At 68.8% G+C, this 17441-nt stretch carries 16 protein-coding genes and 1 tRNA gene; 14 read left to right on the plus strand and 3 right to left on the minus strand.

Features of this window, described 5'->3' with window-relative positions; translation table 11 throughout:
- The first annotated feature begins 188 nt into the window (after positions 1-188).
- The 7 genes from AC06FA_RS16775 to AC06FA_RS16805 all read left to right on the plus strand — a co-directional run bounded on the left by AC06FA_RS16775 (position 189) and on the right by AC06FA_RS16805 (position 5567).
- Entirely contained in the window at positions 189-1553 is a 1365-nt protein-coding gene (locus AC06FA_RS16775; RefSeq protein ID WP_478069282.1) for an aminodeoxychorismate synthase component I, read from the plus strand.
- A 163-nt stretch (positions 1554-1716) separates the two neighbouring features.
- Positions 1717-2778, plus strand: coding sequence for an endolytic transglycosylase MltG (gene mltG / locus AC06FA_RS16780; protein WP_478069283.1), 1062 nt, complete (start codon positions 1717-1719; stop codon positions 2776-2778).
- Positions 2775-3440, plus strand: a complete 666-nt coding sequence (tmk, locus tag AC06FA_RS16785) for a dTMP kinase (RefSeq protein ID WP_478069284.1) — start codon at positions 2775-2777, stop codon at positions 3438-3440. The genes mltG and tmk overlap by 4 nt, the downstream gene beginning before the upstream one ends.
- Positions 3437-4393 (plus strand): DNA polymerase III subunit delta', encoded by a 957-nt coding sequence (locus AC06FA_RS16790; RefSeq protein ID WP_478069285.1) that lies wholly within the window; start codon positions 3437-3439, stop codon positions 4391-4393. The genes tmk and AC06FA_RS16790 overlap by 4 nt, the downstream gene beginning before the upstream one ends.
- On the plus strand, positions 4390-4743 hold the full coding sequence (locus AC06FA_RS16795) for a PilZ domain-containing protein (RefSeq protein ID WP_108748755.1): 354 nt from the start codon (positions 4390-4392) through the stop codon (positions 4741-4743). Before AC06FA_RS16790 ends, AC06FA_RS16795 begins: the two co-directional genes overlap by 4 nt.
- Before the next feature lie 162 nt (positions 4744-4905).
- Positions 4906-4980: transfer RNA gene (locus AC06FA_RS16800), tRNA-Val, on the plus strand.
- Positions 4981-5273: 293 nt separating this feature from the next.
- Positions 5274-5567: a DUF6393 family protein gene (locus AC06FA_RS16805; RefSeq protein WP_478069335.1), complete on the plus strand. Its 294-nt coding sequence runs from the start codon at positions 5274-5276 to the stop codon at positions 5565-5567.
- 29 nt (positions 5568-5596) lie between these two features.
- Here AC06FA_RS16805 and AC06FA_RS16810 read toward each other — a convergent pair whose 3' ends face one another.
- Positions 5597-6022 carry a hypothetical protein gene (locus AC06FA_RS16810; protein ID WP_478069286.1) on the minus strand — a complete coding sequence of 142 codons (426 nt, stop codon included), beginning with the start codon at positions 6020-6022 and terminating at the stop codon, positions 5597-5599.
- Positions 6023-6570: 548 nt separating this feature from the next.
- Between AC06FA_RS16810 and AC06FA_RS16815 the strand changes: the two genes are divergently transcribed.
- From AC06FA_RS16815 to AC06FA_RS16845, 7 genes are all read left to right on the plus strand, one after another.
- Positions 6571-7302: a class I SAM-dependent methyltransferase gene (locus AC06FA_RS16815; RefSeq protein WP_478069287.1), complete on the plus strand. Its 732-nt coding sequence runs from the start codon at positions 6571-6573 to the stop codon at positions 7300-7302.
- Positions 7303-7423: 121 nt separating this feature from the next.
- Positions 7424-7864, plus strand: a complete 441-nt coding sequence (locus AC06FA_RS16820) for a hypothetical protein (protein WP_478069288.1) — start codon at positions 7424-7426, stop codon at positions 7862-7864.
- 134 nt (positions 7865-7998) lie between these two features.
- Positions 7999-9336 (plus strand): SWIM zinc finger family protein, encoded by a 1338-nt coding sequence (locus AC06FA_RS16825; RefSeq protein WP_478069289.1) that lies wholly within the window; start codon positions 7999-8001, stop codon positions 9334-9336.
- Positions 9333-10859: a DUF5691 domain-containing protein gene (locus AC06FA_RS16830; RefSeq protein WP_478069290.1), complete on the plus strand. Its 1527-nt coding sequence runs from the start codon at positions 9333-9335 to the stop codon at positions 10857-10859. The genes AC06FA_RS16825 and AC06FA_RS16830 overlap by 4 nt, the downstream gene beginning before the upstream one ends.
- A 36-nt stretch (positions 10860-10895) precedes the next feature.
- The gene (locus AC06FA_RS16835; protein ID WP_478069291.1) at positions 10896-11978 is read left to right on the plus strand and encodes an ATP-binding protein; all 1083 of its coding nucleotides are present in this window, start codon (positions 10896-10898) and stop codon (positions 11976-11978) included.
- Positions 11979-11992: 14 nt separating this feature from the next.
- The gene (locus AC06FA_RS16840) at positions 11993-14293 is read left to right on the plus strand and encodes a DUF5682 family protein (RefSeq protein ID WP_478069292.1); all 2301 of its coding nucleotides are present in this window, start codon (positions 11993-11995) and stop codon (positions 14291-14293) included.
- Positions 14290-15480, plus strand: a complete 1191-nt coding sequence (locus AC06FA_RS16845) for a vWA domain-containing protein (protein WP_108752352.1) — start codon at positions 14290-14292, stop codon at positions 15478-15480. Before AC06FA_RS16840 ends, AC06FA_RS16845 begins: the two co-directional genes overlap by 4 nt.
- 3 nt (positions 15481-15483) lie before the next feature.
- On the opposite strand, the gene AC06FA_RS16850 is transcribed toward AC06FA_RS16845, so the two are convergent.
- Both AC06FA_RS16850 and AC06FA_RS16855 read right to left on the minus strand, forming a co-directional pair.
- A complete protein-coding gene (locus AC06FA_RS16850; protein WP_478069293.1) occupies positions 15484-16614 on the minus strand; it encodes an MFS transporter in 1131 nt (376 codons plus the stop codon).
- A 20-nt stretch (positions 16615-16634) separates the two neighbouring features.
- On the minus strand, positions 16635-17408 hold the full coding sequence (locus AC06FA_RS16855) for a DeoR/GlpR family DNA-binding transcription regulator (RefSeq protein ID WP_478069294.1): 774 nt from the start codon (positions 17406-17408) through the stop codon (positions 16635-16637).
- Positions 17409-17441: the final 33 nt, after the last annotated feature.

Consider the following 17441-nt stretch of genomic DNA (forward strand, 5'->3'; position numbering starts at 1 on the left):
GCGCGGTTGCGTCGACCATTGGTCGACTCCGCCATCATGTAGAGTCGAGCCATGCTCGACTCCGCCGTTGTGTAGAGTCGACCGTTGGTCGACTGAACGTGTAATCCAGTCGAGCATGGCTCGACTCTACATGCGAAGAAGCCGCCGCAAGGCGGCTTCCGTGCATCTGAACCCCTGAACTGGCCGCCATGACCCACGCACCGCTGATCCACCCGCTGCCGCACCCGATCGACCTGCTGGCCGTGCAGCAGCACGACCCCGCGCGCTTCCCGCTGCTGATGGAATCCACCGCCTCGGGTACCGCGCAGGGGCGCTGGAGCCTGCTGCTGGCCGCGCAGGGCGACCAGCTGCGCCTGGATGCCGATGGCCAGGTGCGTGACCAGCACGATGCGGTGCACGCGGGCACGTTCCTGCAGGTGCTCGACCGCGTCTGGCAGGCCGAGCGCCTGCCGCACGACGGCAGCCACAGCCTGCCGTTCCGTGGCGGCTGGGCACTGATGCTGGACTACGAAGTGGCCAGCCAGATCGAACCGGTGCTGCCGGCGCGCGCGCGCGCGGATGGTCGCCCCACGGCGCTGGCCCTGCGCTGCCCGGCCGCGTTGCTGCACGACCACGAAGCCAATGCCAGCTTCGTCATTGCCGAAGCCGATCAGCAGGCCCTGCTGGACGCGCTGGTGGCGCAGGCCTCGGCCGTGCTGCCCGAAGCGGGGCAGGGCTGGCTGCCGCCGCAGTCGGTGCAGGAGGATGCCCCGCAACGCTTTACCGACGGCGTGCGCCGGGTGATCGACTACCTGCGCGCCGGCGATGTGTTCCAGGTAAATCTGTCGCGGCGCTGGAGCGCGCAGTTCGCCGCACCGGTCAGCCCGCAGGCGCTGTACGCGCAGCTGCGTCGCGCCAACCCGGCACCGTTCGCCGGCCTGTTCAGCGCACACGGTCGTCATGTGGTCAGCTCGTCGCCGGAGCGGCTGGTATCGGTGCACGCCGGCCATGCACAGACGCGGCCCATTGCCGGCACCCGCCCGCGCTTCGAAGGCGACGACGATGCCGCGCGCATCCAGGAGCTGGTCGGCCACCCCAAGGAGCGCGCCGAGCACGTGATGCTGATCGACCTGGAGCGCAACGACCTGGGGCGCATCTGCCTGCCCGGCACAGTGGTGGTCGATGAGCTGATGACGGTGGAGAGCTACGCCCACGTGCACCACATCGTCAGCAACGTCAGCGGTCACCTCCGTCCCGACGTCACCCCGGGCGAAGTGATCGCCGCGACGTTCCCGGGCGGCACCATCACCGGCTGCCCGAAGGTGCGCTGCATGCAGATCATCAGCGAACTGGAGCAGGTCCCGCGCGGCGCCTACACCGGTGCCTTCGGCTGGCTGAACCGCGACGGCGACCTGGACCTGAACATCCTCATCCGCACCGCCGAAGTGGATGGCCGCGAGGTCAGCTTCCGCACCGGCGCCGGCATCGTGGTTGATTCGGACCCGGACAAGGAACTGGACGAGACCCGCGCCAAGGCCCGCGGCCTGCTGCGCGCGCTCGGCCAGCAGGGCTGATTCGACCGGGGTCGGATCCCTCGCGCACCGCGCGAGGGCTCTGACCCCCGCGATCATGTTGCTGGGTGCCGACCGTTGGTCGGCACTGGCACACACCCCCATCATGACCCCACGCCACCGGGCACGGTATCCTGCACGGCGGAATCGCATTCAGAGGTAGTCCATGGCGGGAGCCAAGCGCGGGTGTCTGTTCGTGGTAACGCTGCTGCTGGTGCTGGCCGCCGTGCTGGTCGGTGCGGGCGCGTGGTTCTTCCACCAGCAGAGCCAGTTCGCCGACCAGCCGATCAGCCCGTCCACCGACAGCGTGGTCATCGCCAGCGGCGACGGCCTGAACAGCGTGCTGCGCAAGCTGCGCGACGCCGGCGTGGACGAAGGCCAGGACACCCAGTGGCAGCTGCTGGCGCGCCAGCTCGATGCGGCGGGCAAGCTGAAGGTGGGCGAGTACGCGCTGGACAACCGCCTGACCCCGCGCGAGCTGCTGCTGCGCATGCGCGCCGGCAAGGTGCTGCAGCACCGCGTCACGATCGTCGAAGGCTGGAACATCCGCCAGGTACGCGCGGCCCTGAAGCGCGCCGATCCGCTGCTGCACACCACCGATACCCTGGATGACGCTGCCCTGATGCAGCGCCTGGGCTTCGGCGGCCAGCACCCGGAGGGCCGCTTCCTGCCGGAAACCTACGTCTACCAGCGCGGTGACAGCGACCTGGATGTGCTCAAGCGCGCGCACGCGGCAATGGAAAAGGCGCTGGATGAAGCCTGGGAAAGCCGCGCGCCGGATCTGCCGATCAACACGCCCTACGAGCTGCTGACCCTGGCCTCGATCATCGAAAAGGAAACCGCGCTGGCCAGCGAGCGGCCGCAGATTGCCGGGGTGTTCATGCGCCGCCTGAAGATCGGCATGCGCCTGCAGACCGACCCCACGGTGATCTACGGCATCGGCGCGGCCTACGACGGCAACATCCGCCGCCGCGACCTGACCACCGACACGCCATACAACACCTACACCCGTGCCGGGCTGACGCCCACCCCGATCGCCATGCCCAGCCGCGATGCGCTGATGGCCGCCGCGCAGCCGGCGCCGGGCAATGCGCTGTACTTCGTCGCCGTGGGCGATGGCAGCGGCGCACACGTGTTTTCGCCCAGCCTGGACCAGCACAACGCCGCCGTAGCCCGCTACCTGCAGCAGCTGCGCCAGCAACGTTCCAAGGAGACCCCGGCGCAATGAGTTCCGCGCTGCTTCGCCACCCGCGTTTCGTCAGCCTGGAAGGCGGCGAGGGCGCGGGCAAGACCACCGCCATCAACGCCATCCGTGATTGCCTGCGCAATCATGGGCACGAGGTGGTGCTGACCCGCGAACCGGGCGGTACGCCGCTGGCCGAACGTATCCGCGGCCTGGTGCTGAAGCCCGATGCCGAGATCGCCGCCGAACCGCTCAGTGCCGAAGCCGAACTGCTGCTGGTGTTCGCCGCACGTGCCCAGCATGTGCGCCAGGTCATCCAGCCGGCGCTGCAGCGCGGTGCCTATGTGCTCAGTGATCGCTTCACCGATTCCAGCTACGCCTACCAGGGCGGTGGCCGCGGCCTGGACCCGCAGTGGATTGCCGATCTGGAGCGCCGCGCCGTGGGTCTGCTGCCGGGCCTGACCCTGCTGCTGGATGTGGACGTGGCCGTGGGCCGCGCCCGCGCCAACGGCCGCGATCTGTGGCCGGACCGCATCGAAAGCGAGCAGGACGATTTCTTCCAGCGCGTGCGCGAAGTGTTCCGCAGCCGCGCCCAGCAGGACCCGCAACGCTTCGCGCTGGTCGATGCCGGACAGGTGCAGGAACGCGTCGCCGCCGACGTGGTGGCGCGCGTGCAGCAGTGGCTGCAGGCGGGGCAGGGCGCATGAGCACCTTCTCGCCCTGGCAGCAGCGTGCCTTCGACCAGACCGTGGCCGCGCTCGATGCCGACCGGCTGGGCCATGGCCTGTTGATCTGCGGCCCGGCCGGGCTGGGCAAGCGCGAGGTGGCGCTGGCCCTGGCCGACCATGTGCTGGCCCGCGGCGATGCGGCCCACGCGGCACGCACGCGCCAGTTGATCGCCGCCGGCACGCACCCGGACCTGCAGCTGGTCAGCTTCATTCCGAACAAGAGCGGCGACAAGCTGCGCACCGAGATCGTGATCGAGCAGGTGCGCGAGATCACCAACAAGCTGGCGCTGACCCCGCAGTACGGCGTGGCCCAGGTGGTGATCGTCGATCCGGCCGATGCGATCAACCGTTCGGCCGCCAACGCGCTGCTGAAGACGTTGGAAGAGCCGCAGCCCGGTCGTTATCTGTGGTTGATCAGCAGCGACCCGGCACGCCTGCCGCAGACCGTGCGCAGCCGCTGCCAGCGTCTGGAATTCAAGCTGCCGCCGCATGACGAAGCCTTGGCCTGGTTGCTGCAGCAGGGCCACAGTGAAGCGGCCGCGCGCGAAGCGCTGGACGCTGCGCGTGGCCACCCCGGCCAGGCCGACAACTGGCTGCGCGAAGACGGCTTGGGCCTGCGCCGCGAAGTTGGGCGCGAGCTGGAACAGCTGGCCGCCGGCAGGACCGGTGCGGTGGAGCTGGCACAGAAGTGGTGCGGCGATGACAACGCGGCCCTGCGCCTGCGCTTCGCCGCCGACCTGGCGCTGGCCCAGGCCAGCACCGATGCCTTGACCACGCCGGAGCGATTGCACAAGCTTGCAGCCTGGTTCGATGCGGCCAATCGCACCCGCGACCTGCTGCGCACCACGGTGCGTGCGGATCTTGCGGTGGTCGAGCTGCTGCTGGCCTGGAACAAAGTCAACGAGCGGCCTGCCGCAAGGGGTAACCGATGAGTGCCAGCAACGCCCGCCAGGGCATCCTGTCCCTGGCCGTGAAGGACAAGGCCGCGCTGTACAGCGCGTACATGCCATTCGTGAAGAACGGCGGCATCTTCGTGCCCACGCCCAAGCGCTACTTCCTGGGCGACGAAGTGTTTCTGCTGCTGACCCTGCCCGATTCCAGCGAACGCCTGCCGGTGGCCGGCAAAGTGATCTGGGTCACCCCGGCCGGCGCACAGGGCAACCGCACCGCCGGCATCGGCGTGCAGCTGGCCGACGGCCAGGAAGGCGAGACCGTGCGCCACAAGATCGAAACCCTGCTGGCCGGCCTGACCAGCTCGGACAAGCCCACCCACACCATGTAAGGCGGCGAACCCCGAAACACCCGAGATCCCGCCTTTTCGTAGAGTCGAGCCATGCTCGACTGCAGCTCGACGACAGGCCTCAAAAAGCCCCGTGAACACAAATGTGAAAAAGTGTTGACGGCCTCAAAAAAGCCCCTATAATGAGCGGCTCAGCAACACACCGGGCGGTTAGCTCAGCGGTAGAGCATTGCCTTCACACGGCAAGGGTCACAGGTTCGATCCCTGTACCGCCCACCATGTTGCAGAACGAAAAAAGCCTCCAGCAATGGGGGCTTTTTTGTTGGCTGTAATCCGGATCAGCGGCCGATGGTCGTGTGCGCTTGCCCCTCAACGAACCAGTGGCTTAGATTCGGTGGCGCAAGCCTGTGCCTTCATCAGGAGGGGCCATGGAACGTCCCGGATTCTTCGCATGTACGCGGTCCCTCGTCATGGCTGCAACGGTGGTGATGGCTATTGCGGGCTGCACATCATCATCTGACCTGGGTTCACGCACTGCTGCGGAGGCGGGCAGGAACCGGGGCGTGAGCAGGATGCTTGAGGAAATCCATGCGTCCCGGAAACCGGTCGGATTCGAACAGCTGGATGTGAGTGCCATCGTCACCCGCTATCTGCCGGCGGGGACGCCGCGCGCTGAGGTGCTGGCTGCGATACGCGAACATCCGGGAGCCCGGATCATCGAGGATTCGCCCGCGACCTTGATTGTTCGCGATGACACGGGCAAAGCGATGCTGGATCCGGACGCGCGCTCGGTGGTCATGACCTTCACCTTCGATGGCGCCGGCAAGCTGACGCAGGTGCAGGCTATGCACCTGAAGCATCAGTAGCAGAGCTCCCCCGTGCGAACAGGGGCCTTTCAGCTACGCGGCTGCTCATGACACCTCGCATCGTGCAGCTCCACACGAACACGCTGCGCAAGCTGCCGCGCTGCGAACAACAGCCCATCGCGATGACCATCGCCCAGATGCTCATGCGGTTGCCCCAGCACGCGCGCACGCTCGTCGGCATGCAGCAGCTCCAGTGCCGTGGCCAGTGCGGCCAATGAACGGCTGATCGATGCCACGCAAGGTGCAGTGAGTATCTGTGCAGCGCAGGTCTGGCCGTCCTCCGCATCGCCGATGCGGATGGCCTGCAATTGGGCAAGGAAGAGGGATTCATCCGTGGCCGGCATTGCGTCATGCAACGCGCACTCGATCTCGCGGGCGATGTCATCAGGAACGTCACTGGCGATATCGCCTATCAGCGCATGCAGGCGGGGATGGACGTTGGCTGGATTGGTCATGGCGAAACCCTCACTGGCGTAAGGCCACCTACTGCAAGGAAGGTGGCGGACGGTGCGGGTTGGCGTACCAAGGCAAACAAGCTTCAGGGGAGAAGAAGGCCTGGCGGATCTACTGATCCCCACGCACCGGCCGCCATTGGAGGCAGTCGGTGCATTCTCGCTGCTGCGATCAATTCCGCAGCCCCTAAATCTTGTTTGTTTTTTCGAGACGCCAATCCCGACCAGAGCAACGTGCCCCGGCAGGCCGAGCATCGGCGCGTTCCAGCACGAACGTCACTGAGGAAAGTTGCCATTCCGCAGGGGATCTCACTTCTGTGAGCAGCGCCACACACCACCTGCGCACGCGTTCACCAATGGCGCCCGCTCGCGTTCAACACACCACCCGCGCAACGCATCAGTACCCAGCGCCACCCGGTCGTTCGCGTCACAACCCCCAAACCCATCTTTACAACCGTTTTAAGACAGACATGTCGCATTTGCCCCTTCGGCACCACACCCCATGCGGATAGCGTTGTCACCAGACGTTTTCAACACGCGAGGGACTGCCGATGTCTGCCCACTACGACAGCATGGTCGATCAGTACGTTGCCTATGCGGGGGCTTCACCCACGCGGCCCATTGAAGTGCGCACCCTGCTGCAGCTGGCCGGCCCGCTGCACGGTCGCGATGTGCTGGACCTGGCCTGTGGCTCGGGTTACTACGGGCGCGTGCTGCTGCGCCATGGCGCGCGCAGTGCGGTGGGCGTGGACCAGTCGCAGGGCATGATCGACTTCGCCCGTGCGCTGTCGCGGCACAGCAACGACGACATGCAGTTCCACACCCGTGATGTGCTGGACATGGCCGACATCGGTACGTTCGACATCGTGGTGGCGGCGTGGCTGTTCAACTACGCCGACTGCCCGGCCACCCTGCAGGCGATGTTCGCCGCGGTGGAGCGTCACCTGAAGCCCGGCGGGCGGCTGGTGGTGCAGACCTTCAATCCCGATTACCGGCTGGCGCTGGGCGATTACGCGCAGTACGGGGTGAAAGTGCTGGAAGAACAGCCCTGGCAGGACGGCGCGCGGCTGCGCCTGCAGTTTCCCGGCACGCCGCCAGCGCAGGTCACCAACTACCGCTGGCCGCGCACGCACTACGAAGAGGCCGCCGTGCTGGCTGGATTTGCGCGACCGCAGTGGCATGAGCCGAAGCTGGATGCCGAAGACGTGGCGCGCCATCCCCCCGGCTACTGGAACGACTACGTGCACAACTGCATGTCGGTGAACCTGCTCTGCCAGCGCTGAGCGGCACCGCTCAGGACGGACGGGGGCGGGGCGCGCCGCAGGGGGTGGTTGCGACCTGCCTCCCTCCGTCCCCTTGCGCGGGCTTGGGTATGCTGGGGCGCCCTTTCTGCACGTGCCTGCCATGAACGAACGACGTACCGCGCTCATTTCCGCCCTGCGCAGCGCTGGCTGCAGCGATCCGGCCAGCTGGGCCGACAGTGAACTGCGCGAAGACATTCCGCAGTTCGCCCGCTTCCTGGTGCTGCGCGACGTGCATCGCTTGGCCGACGATGTGGATTCGGCGCTGGCCGAAGCGCTGTTCGATCGCGATGATCTGGCCGACACCCTGCAGACCCTGCGCAGTGCGGTGCCGGCCCCGGCGCTGGAGGCGTTCCTGCGCGCCTACGGCCAATCACTCGGCAACAGCTTCGTGATGGCGGTGGACGAAGGCCCGTCGATGCGCGAAGACGGCATGCCCGGGTGGGTACTGATGGAAACTGACGCAGATGACACGCCCAGCGGCCGCTTGATCCAGGGCCTGCACGAAGACTATCTGGACTTCGCAACGTCCGTCGCGCCGTAGTCTGCGGCGCCCGGCTCCCGTTCGCGCGCCACCGGCCGTCTCGCCGGGTGATACCCGGAGCAGCCATGATGGCCCTCCCGTGAATGTCATCTGCGCTCGGCTATGATGGACGTCGAACTGAAGTGAGTACGCATATGGAAGTACGACTCACGCGCGAGCAGGTGCTCGCGCTGGCGCCGGATGCGGCGTCGGCCAAGGCCGGCGGTGCGCTGGCCATTGATGGCAAGTGGGGCCTGCTGGGCGCCGATGCCGAGGCCCTGTGGGGCGAATGCCAGGGCAGCGGTTCCAAGCCGTACCAGACCCAGGTGGACCTGGCCGCGCTGGTCAGCCGTTGCTCGTGCCCCAGCCGCAAGTTTCCGTGCAAGCACGGCCTGGCACTGCTGCTGCTGTACGCGGCGGGCAATCCGCGCTGCGTGCCGCAGGCGCGCCCGGCGTGGGTGGAGGAATGGCTGCAGGGCCGCCGCGATCGCTCCGCGCGCAAGGAAGCCGCCGCCGAAGCCGCGGCCAGTGCGCCGCCGCCCGATCCGCAGGCCGCCGCCGCTGCCGCCGGCAAGCGCGAACAGGGGCGCTGGGCGCGCATCGAAGCCGGTGCCGCTGAGCTTGAACGTTGGATCGCCGACCAGTTCCGCCAGGGGCTGGCCAATCTTCCTGCCGATTTCGATGCCGATGCGCAGCGCATGGTGGCGCGCATGGTCGATGCGCAGGCGCCGGGCCTGGCCAGCCAGCTCGATGCGGCACTGGGCAGCGGTACGCGCGGGCTGGCGCAACTGGGTGAACTGGCCCTGCACCTGGGGCTGCTGCAACTGCTGACCCAGGCCGTGCCGCGCCGGCACACGCTGGACGCTGCACGCGTGGCCGATCTGCGCGCCGCGCTGGGCTGGCCGCTGGAACGGGAGAGCGTGCAGCGCGACGGCGAAGCCATTGCCGACCGCTGGCACGTGCAGGGGCAGCGGCTGATCGAACAGGCCGGCAACCTGACCGAACGCCGGGTCTGGCTGCACGGGCTGGACAGCGGGCGTACCGCGCTGCTGCAGGAATTCAGCCACGGTGGGCGCGGCTGGGACGCGCAATGGCTGACCGGCTGCGTGCACGCGGCAACGCTGCACTTCCACCCCGGTACGGTGCCGCTGCGCGCATTGGCCAGCGATGTGCAGGCCGCCACGCCGGGCCCGGCCAGCGCGCGACCGGATACGCTGGAATCGGCAACGCAGCCCTATGCCGACAACCCCTGGTTGCCGCAGGTCGCGATGCGCGTCAGTGATGTGCATGTGGCCCACGACGGCACGCGCAGCTGGTTGCAGCACACCGAAGGCGCGTTGCCGCTGCAGTTGCCCGGCCTGCAGGCCTGGTCGTTGCTCGCCTTCGGCGGTGGCCAGGCGCTGTGCGTGATGGGCGAATGGGACGGGCAGACCCTGTGGCCACTGTCGGCGTGGAATGCGCACGGCGAGCGTTGGGAAAGGAGTGCCGCATGAACGAGACCTGGTTGAAGCCGGCATTGCTGGGCGTGGATCGACCGCAGGCGATCTGCACCGGTGGCGCGATGGATGACGTGCTGCAGGCCATCGCAGCCGCCGACGATCCGGCGCTGGCGTACAGCCGGCAGCTGGGCGTGCTTGCTGCCTGTCGACGTGCGGCCATGCCGCTGGCGTCGGCGGTGCTGCCGCCACCGCCGGCACCGCACGATCCGGCGGCGCTGCCAGCTGACCACGCGTGGGCGCCGTTGCTGGCCACGCTGTTCAACACCGGCCAGGCCGCGCCGTGGCTGAAGCGTCTGCGCCAGCAGGCCTGTGTGCGCCTGGCCGCACAGGGCCGGCATCTGCCGGTGGCGGTGCTGCCGGCTGCGCTGGACACGGGCGCACGCTTCGCCACACTGCGCGATGTGCTGCGGCCGGTGCTGGGCGAGCGTGGGCGCTGGTTGGCGGCATGCAACGACGAGTGGCGCTATGCGCTGGGCAGCGTCGCTCCTGTTGCAACGGCCGAGGACCTGCAGCAGGTCTGGAACGAAGGCAGCAGCGAAGCGCGCCTGCAGGCGTTCCAGCAGCAGCGGGCGATCGATCCGGGCGCGGCGCGTGCGCGTCTGCAGCAGAACCTGAAGGAACTTCCGGCCCGCGATCGCGCGCTGTTCGTGGCGGCGCTGGGCAACGGCCTGCACGCCGACGATGAAGCGCTGCTGCAGGCACTGCTGAAAGACCGCAGCCGCGAGGTGCGCGCGCTGGTGGGCCCGCTGCTGGCGCGACTGCCCGACAGCGCGCACGCGTGCTTCATGCAGGCGCAGATGCAGGGCCTGCTGCAGGCCCAGCGCAGTGGACTGCTGCGGCGTAGCACCTGGCAGTTGCAGGCACCGGCGGCCGCGGAAGCGGGGTGGGCCGAGGCCGGCATCGACAGCAAGCGGCCCAACGGTGAATCGCTGGGTGAACGTGCCTGGTGGCTGTATCAGTTGGCCCGCCAGTGGCCGCTGCAGTGGTGGTGCCAGACCCTGGAAAAGACCCCCGAGGAGGTGCTGGCCTGGGCGCACAAGACCGATTGGTTCGCCGCCCTGCTGCGCGCCTGGATCGAACAGGTGGATGCCGGTGAACCGGCCTGGGTGGAAGCGTTGATCGCGCACAAGGCCAGCTACCACCACAAGACCGCGTTGCTGGCGCTGTTGCCGGTGCAGCAGCGCGAGCGCCATTGGCCGGCCACGCTGGCTGAACTGCAGGCGCAGGGCCTGCTGCACACCGTTCTGGACAGCACCGAAGCGGCAGAGGTGCTGGGCCCGGCTTATTCGCAGGCGTTGGCACCACAGGTGGGCGCGCTGCTGGGCGATGAGCGCCTGCGCTACGACTACCTGCTGCGCGACCACCTGCTGGAACTGCTGGCCGTGCTGCACCCGTCGGTACTGGCGCAGGTGCAGGTGGCCGAGCCGCCGGCCACGGCCACCGAGGCAATGCTGGCCTGCACGCAGCAGGCCCGCGCGCTGCTGGAGACGCGCCGCGCGCTGTACGCACCGATCTGACCGTTTCCCCCTTTTCGAATTGCCACTGGAGCCACCATGAGCACGACCGTCCTGCGCCAGCACGCCGAACACCAATACGCCCACGAACTGGAAGAACTGCGCCGGCAGGACAACCGCCAGCGCCCGGCCAACTGGACGCTGTCGCCGTGGGCGGTGGTGACGTATCTGGTTGGTGGCACGCTGGACAACGGCTTCGTGGTCAGCCCCAAGTACATCGGCGACCGTCGCCTGATGGAAATCGCGGTGGCCACCATCGCCACCGATCGCGCGCTGCTGCTGTTCGGCGTGCCGGGCACTGCCAAGTCGTGGGTGTCCGAACACATGACCGCGGCCATCAGCGGCGACTCCACCCTGCTGGTGCAGGGCACGGCCGGTACCAGCGAAGAGCAGATCCGCTACGGCTGGAACTACGCGCAGTTGCTGGCCAACGGCCCCAGTGAAAAGGCGCTGGTGCCCAGCCCGCTGATGAACGCCATGCGCCTGGGCAAGATCGCGCGCATCGAAGAACTCACCCGCATTCCCGCCGATGTGCAGGACGCGCTGATCACCGTGCTTTCGGAAAAGACCCTGCCGGTGCCCGAACTGGGCAGCGAGGTGCAGGCGGTGCGTGGCTTCAGCGTGATCGCCACCGCCAACAACCGCGACAAGGGCGTGAACGAGCTGTCCAGCGCGCTCAAGCGCCGCTTCAACACGGTCATCCTGCCGGTGCCGTCCAGCGAACAGGACGAAGTGGCGATCGTGCTCAAGCGCGTGGCGGAGATGGGCAGCGCGCTGGACCTGCCGGCCGAGCCGCCGGCGCTGCAGGAAGTGGCGCGCGTGGTGCGCATCTTCCGCGAGCTGCGCAACGGCATCACCGAGGATGGCAAGGCCAAGCTGAAGAGCCCGACTGCCACCCTGTCCACCGCCGAAGCAATCTCGGTCATCAACAACGGCATGGCGCTGGCCGGGCACTTCGGTGATGGCGTGCTGCGCCCGGCCGACATGGCCGCCGGCATGATCGGTGCCATCGTGAAGGACCCGGTGCAGGACGCCCTGGTGTGGAAGGAGTACCTGGAAACGGTGGTGAAGGAACGCGACGACTGGAAGGACCTGTACCGTGCCTTCCGCGAACACGCCTGAGCAGGCCCACGCCGATGAGTGAAGGGATTTCCCTGTTCGGCATCCGCCACCACGGCCCGGGCTGCGCACGCAGCCTGCTGGCCGCGCTGCAGGCATCGCAGCCGGAATGCGTGCTGATTGAAGGCCCGGCCGGCTGCGAAGACCTGCTGGTGCACGCGCTGGATGCCGACATGCAGCCGCCGGTGGCGCTGCTGTCCTACAGCGTGGAAGATCCGCAACTTGCGGTGTTCCATCCCTATGCGCTGTATTCGCCGGAATGGCAGGCGTTGCAATGGGCGCTGCGCAACGGCGTGGCGGTGCGCTTCATGGACGTGCCGTCGGCGCTGTCGCTGGAATGGCGCGCGCAGCCAGCGGCCGAAACGTTGCTGGAAGAGCCCGACGACCTGGACGATGCTGGCACGGCTGCACCGGACCCGGCCCAGGTGGCCGCGCCGCTGCAGCGCCCGGCCGATCCGCTGGACTGGCTGGCGCAGGCGGCCGGTCATGCCGACGGCGAGGCCTGGTGGAACTACATGGTGGAAGAGCGCGGCGACGGGCAGGGCCTGTTCGAAGCCATCGCCGAGGCGATGACCGCCGTGCGCGAACACACGCCGGCCTACCCCGGCCAGCGTGCCGAACAGGAAGCCGTGCGCGAGGCGCACATGCGCAGCGCGCTGCGCAGTGCCAGCAAGGAGTTCCAGCGCGTTGCCGTGGTCTGTGGTGCCTGGCATGTGCCGGCCCTGCAGCCGCCGGCGCTGCGCGCGAACACCGCCGCGGCCGACAACCGGCTGCTGAAGGGCCTGCCGCGACGCCGCACGCAGAGCACCTGGGTACCCTGGACCTACCGCCACCTGAGCACGGGCAGCGGTTACGGCGCCGGCGTGGACGCGCCGGGCTGGTACGACCATCTGTGGCGCAACGCCGGCGTACATGGCCAGCGCGCAGTGGGCTGGTATGCGCGCGTCGGCCGCCTGCTGCGCGAGCACGGGCTGGACTGTTCCTCTGCCCACCTGATCGAAGCGGCCCGCCTGGCCGATACCCTGGCCGCGCTGCGAGGTCGCCCGGCGCCCGGGCTGGAAGACATTGCCGATGCCAGCCGCAGCGTGATCTGCAATGGCGATGACGCGCCGATGCGCCTGATCGCCGAGCACCTGCTGGTGGGCGACGCGCTGGGCCGGGTACCCGCCAGCGTGCCGGTGGTGCCGCTGCAGCGCGATCTGGAGGCGCAGCAGAAGCGTCTGCGGCTGAAACCCGAGGCGCTGGAAAAGACCCTCGATCTGGACCTGCGCAAGGACAACGATCTGGCCCGCAGCCATCTGCTGCACCGGCTGGGCCTGCTGGGCATCGAATGGGGCCGGCTGGCGCGTACCGGCCATTCGGCGCGCGGTACCTTCCATGAAATCTGGCAGCTGGCGTGGCAGCCGCACTTCGCGGTGGCGGTGGTGGAAGCCAGCCGCCATGGCCAGACCCTGGTGGATGCGGCCGGTAACCGCGCCATCGGCCAGGCGCGCCGCGCCGATGGCCTGGCCGAAGTGTCCGCGCTGGTGGATCGCGTGCTGCTGGCCGATCTGCCGCACGCGGTGCAGGCCATCGCCGCCGAACTGGAGGCGCGCGCGGCCACGGCGGCCGATCCGCTGGCGCTGCTGGCCGCCTTGCCGCCGCTGGCCAACATCCATCGTTACGGCAACGTGCGGCAGACCGAAGGCGTGCAGGTGGCACACCTGTTCGACAGCATGCTGGAACGCGCCGGCGTGGGTCTGCTGGTGGCGGTCAGCGCGCTGGACGAAGCGCATGCCGAGCACGCGCGTGAGGTGCTGTTGGCGGCCGATCGTGCGGTAGCGCTGCGCAACGATGCCGAGCGCAGCGGGCACTGGCGGCAGGCGCTGCAGCGGGTGGCCCTGTCACCGGCCAGCAGTGCGCTGCTGCGCGGCGTCAGCCTGCGCCTGTTGTTCGACAGTGACACCCTGGACGCGGGCGCCGTGCACGCGCAGCTGCAGCTGCAGCTTTCGGCGGGCGCCACGCCGCTGGAGGCCGCGCAGTGGCTCGATGGTTTCCTCAACCGCAATGCCACCGTGCTGCTGCACGACGATGCGGTGTGGCAGATGATCGATGCCTGGGTGGTGGCGCTGGACGAAGACGCGCTGGTGCGCGTGCTGCCGCTGGTGCGGCGCACCTTCTCGGCGTTCGAGGTGGCCGACCGTCGCGACCTGGGCACCCGCGTGAAGCGGGCGCCGGGCGCACCGGTGGCGACCACCGCCTCGGCCCCGGACTGGAACGTGGCACGCGCCGAGCGCGCGCTGCCGATGCTGCGTGAACTGCTGGGATTGCCCGCATGAGCCTTGAACGAGACGAAACACTGCCGGCCACCACCTCACGCGAGCAGCGCTGGCGGTTGATCCTGGGCGAGCAGGCCGACGCCAGCTGTGGCGAACTGCCCAAGGCATTGCAGGGCATCGACCAGGCGCTGGCCGCGCTGTACGAGCCCGATGGCCAGGGCGGCCTGTCCCGGCGCGGTGGCCGCGGTGGTTCGGCGCCCAACGTCGCGCGCTGGCTGGGCGATATCCGCCGCTACTTCCCGTCATCGGTGGTGCAGGTGATGCAGCGCGACGCGCTGCAGCGGTTGAACCTGACCCAGATGCTGCTGGAAAAGGAGATGCTGGAACAGGTGCAGCCCGACGTGCACATGGTGGCCAACCTGATTGGCCTGAGCCGGGTCATTCCGGCGCAGACCAAGGAAACCGCACGCATGGTGGTGCGCGCGGTGGTGGACGATCTGCTGGCGCGGCTGGAAGAGCCGATGCGCACGGCGGTCAGTGGGGCGCTGGATCGCGCACGCCGCAACCGGCGCCCACGCCTGGCCGAGATCGACTGGCACCGCACCATCCGCAGCAACCTGCGGCACTGGCAGCCGGAACTGCGCACGGTGGTGCCGCAGGAACTGGTGGGCTATGGCCGCAAGGCGCGCAAGCCGCAGCGCGAAGTGCTGCTGTGCATCGACCAGAGCGGTTCGATGGCTGCCTCGGTGGTCTATTCCAGCATCTTCGGTGCGGTCATGGCATCGCTGCCGTCGGTGTCCACCCGGCTGGTGGTGTTCGACACCGAAGTGGTGGACATGAGCGAGCAGCTGGATGATCCGGTGGACATCCTGTTCGGCGTGCAGCTGGGCGGCGGTACCGACATCCACCGCGCGGTGAGCTACTGCCAGGGCCTGATCCGCGAACCGCACAGCGCCATCCTGGTGCTGATTTCCGATCTGTACGAAGGCGGCGTTGAAGACAAACTGCTGGCGCGCGCACGCGAACTGGTCGAATCGGGCGTGCAGTTCATCGTGCTGCTGGCACTGAGCGATGAAGGCCGCCCGTCCTACGACCAGCAGCTGGCGGCCAAGCTGGCGGCGCTGGGCGTGCCGTCGTTCGCCTGCACGCCCGACGCATTCCCTGGGTTGATGGCCGCGGCGATCCGCCGCGACGACATCAACCAGTGGGCCGGCGCCAATGGCCTGCTGGCCACCCGTGCCGAATGAGGGTCAGGCCTTCAACCAGCGCGGCGACACCGCCACGCCCAGGAAGGCCACCGCCACGCCGATGAAGGCGCCCACCAGCCCCACATGGTGGGCGGCGAAGCCGATCAGCACCGGCCCTGCCAGCACACCGGCATAGCCCAGCGTGGTGACCGCGGTGATCGCCACGCCCTCGGACATGCGGGTCTGGTTGCCGGCCAGCGAGAACAGCGCCGGCACCACGTTGGCACAGCCCAGGCCCAGCATCACGTAGCCGACCAGCGAGGCCTGCCACGGCGTGACCAGGGTCAGCACCAGCACGCCCGCCGCGCCCAGCAGGCCGCCCAGCACGATGGCGCGGTGCCGCCCCAGGTGGTCCACCACGCGGTCACCGAACAGGCGCGCCACGGTCATGCTCAGGGCGAAGGCCGCATAGCCCAGGCCAGCCAGCGTCGGTGCCACGCCGCGGACATCGGTCAGCAGCAGCGCGCTCCAGTCCAGCATGGTGCCTTCGGCCAGGAACGCCACGAACGCCAGCACGCTGATGAACAGCACGATGCCGCGCGGCCACGCCAGGAAGGGGCCTTCATGCGCGACCCGTTCGTTGCGCCAGTGGCGCAGGGCGGGCAGGGCGATCAGCACCATCACCGCGCAGCCCACCAGCACTGCCGGCAGCAGCGGCAGCCACGCCCCCAGCAGCAGCGTGCTGGCGGCACCGACGAAGCCGCCGATGCTGTAGAAGGCGTGGAAGCCGGACATCATCGCGCGCCGCGATTCGCGTTCCACCACCACCGCCTGCACGTTCATGGTGCAGTCCATGGCACCCACGCCGGCACCGAACACGAACAGGATCGCGCCCAGCGCCCAGGGCGAGGAGGCCACCGCCAGCCACGGCAGTGATAGGCAGATCAGTGCGCTGGTGGCGATCATCACCGTGCGGCAGCCCAGCCGTGCCGCCAGCACGCCCGCCAGCGGCATGGCCAGCAGCGAACCGGCACCCAGACCGAGCAGGATCAGGCCGAGGGTGGCGTCGTCCACCCCGCTGCGGGCCTTGGCGAAGGGCACCAGCGTGGCCCAGATGGCGGTGGCAAAACCAGGAATGAAGAACGCAGCACGGGTGGCGTGCTGCTGCGCGCGGGGCGAGGAAACAGGCGTCATGGAAGAACCGGGCCAGGGGATCAGGAATGGGTGGGATGCACGGCAATGCCGGCGGCGCGGAAGCGTTCGGCCAGCGCGGCCGGTGCGGTGGTGGTCAACACCAGATCGTCGATCTCATCCAGCGCGGCCACCTGCCATACGCCGCGCGCGCCCAGCTTCTCGGTGGTGGCGGCCACGATCACCCGGCTGGCGCAGGCCAGCATCGCGCGCTTCAACGTCGCTTCCTCGCCATCCATCGCCCACACGCCGGTATCGGCATCGACGGCACAGGCGCCAGGCAGGTACACATCGGCGCGCAGTCGCTGCACCTGGGCCAGCGCTTCGGCGCCCACCGCGCCGCCACCCTCGGCCAGGCGACCGCCGATCAGGTGCACGCGGGTGCCGGCCTGCCACGCTGCCGCCGTGGCGATCTGCGGCGCATTGGTGATGACCGTCAGCGCCAGCGCGCCGGGCAGCTGCTGGGCGATGGCCTGGTTGGTCGAGCCGGCATCGATCAGCAGCACCTGGCCGGGCTGCAGCAGGGCGACCACGCGCGCGGCCAGTTCGGCCTTGTCGCCGCGGTCCTGGGTGAGCCGCTCGCGCAACGGCGCCGGCTTCGGTGCCGGCAGCACCGCGCCGCCGTACACGCGCTGGCACAGCCCCTGGGCCGCCAGTTCGCGCAGGTCGCGGCGGATCGAATCTTCGGACACGGCGTAGCGGCGCGCCAGGTCGGCGGCCACCACGCGGCCCTGCTGGCGCAGTTCGTCCAGGATCAGCTGCGTGCGCTGGGCGGGGAGAGTGGGATCGGTTGTCATCCGGGAAAGTGTGCACGAACATGCATGAGCGTG

Source organism: Stenotrophomonas sp. Steno-C17 (assembly GCF_056393165.1).

Excerpts from the sequence above, each read along its gene's own strand:
- AC06FA_RS16845 (WP_108752352.1), top strand. The coding sequence starts at position 14,290 with ATGAGCCTTGAACGAGACGAAACACTGCCGGCCACCACCTCACGCGAG.
- AC06FA_RS16810 (WP_478069286.1), bottom strand. The coding sequence starts at position 6,022 with ATGACCAATCCAGCCAACGTCCATCCCCGCCTGCATGCGCTGATAGGC.
- AC06FA_RS16815 (WP_478069287.1), top strand. The coding sequence starts at position 6,571 with ATGTCTGCCCACTACGACAGCATGGTCGATCAGTACGTTGCCTATGCG.
- AC06FA_RS16850 (WP_478069293.1), bottom strand. The coding sequence starts at position 16,614 with ATGACGCCTGTTTCCTCGCCCCGCGCGCAGCAGCACGCCACCCGTGCT.
- tmk (WP_478069284.1), top strand. The coding sequence starts at position 2,775 with ATGAGTTCCGCGCTGCTTCGCCACCCGCGTTTCGTCAGCCTGGAAGGC.
- AC06FA_RS16795 (WP_108748755.1), top strand. The coding sequence starts at position 4,390 with ATGAGTGCCAGCAACGCCCGCCAGGGCATCCTGTCCCTGGCCGTGAAG.
- AC06FA_RS16840 (WP_478069292.1), top strand. The coding sequence starts at position 11,993 with ATGAGTGAAGGGATTTCCCTGTTCGGCATCCGCCACCACGGCCCGGGC.
- AC06FA_RS16775 (WP_478069282.1), top strand. The coding sequence starts at position 189 with ATGACCCACGCACCGCTGATCCACCCGCTGCCGCACCCGATCGACCTG.
- AC06FA_RS16835 (WP_478069291.1), top strand. The coding sequence starts at position 10,896 with ATGAGCACGACCGTCCTGCGCCAGCACGCCGAACACCAATACGCCCAC.
- AC06FA_RS16825 (WP_478069289.1), top strand. The coding sequence starts at position 7,999 with ATGGAAGTACGACTCACGCGCGAGCAGGTGCTCGCGCTGGCGCCGGAT.
- AC06FA_RS16830 (WP_478069290.1), top strand. The coding sequence starts at position 9,333 with ATGAACGAGACCTGGTTGAAGCCGGCATTGCTGGGCGTGGATCGACCG.
- AC06FA_RS16790 (WP_478069285.1), top strand. The coding sequence starts at position 3,437 with ATGAGCACCTTCTCGCCCTGGCAGCAGCGTGCCTTCGACCAGACCGTG.
- AC06FA_RS16855 (WP_478069294.1), bottom strand. The coding sequence starts at position 17,408 with ATGACAACCGATCCCACTCTCCCCGCCCAGCGCACGCAGCTGATCCTG.
- AC06FA_RS16820 (WP_478069288.1), top strand. The coding sequence starts at position 7,424 with ATGAACGAACGACGTACCGCGCTCATTTCCGCCCTGCGCAGCGCTGGC.
- mltG (WP_478069283.1), top strand. The coding sequence starts at position 1,717 with ATGGCGGGAGCCAAGCGCGGGTGTCTGTTCGTGGTAACGCTGCTGCTG.
- AC06FA_RS16805 (WP_478069335.1), top strand. The coding sequence starts at position 5,274 with ATGCTTGAGGAAATCCATGCGTCCCGGAAACCGGTCGGATTCGAACAG.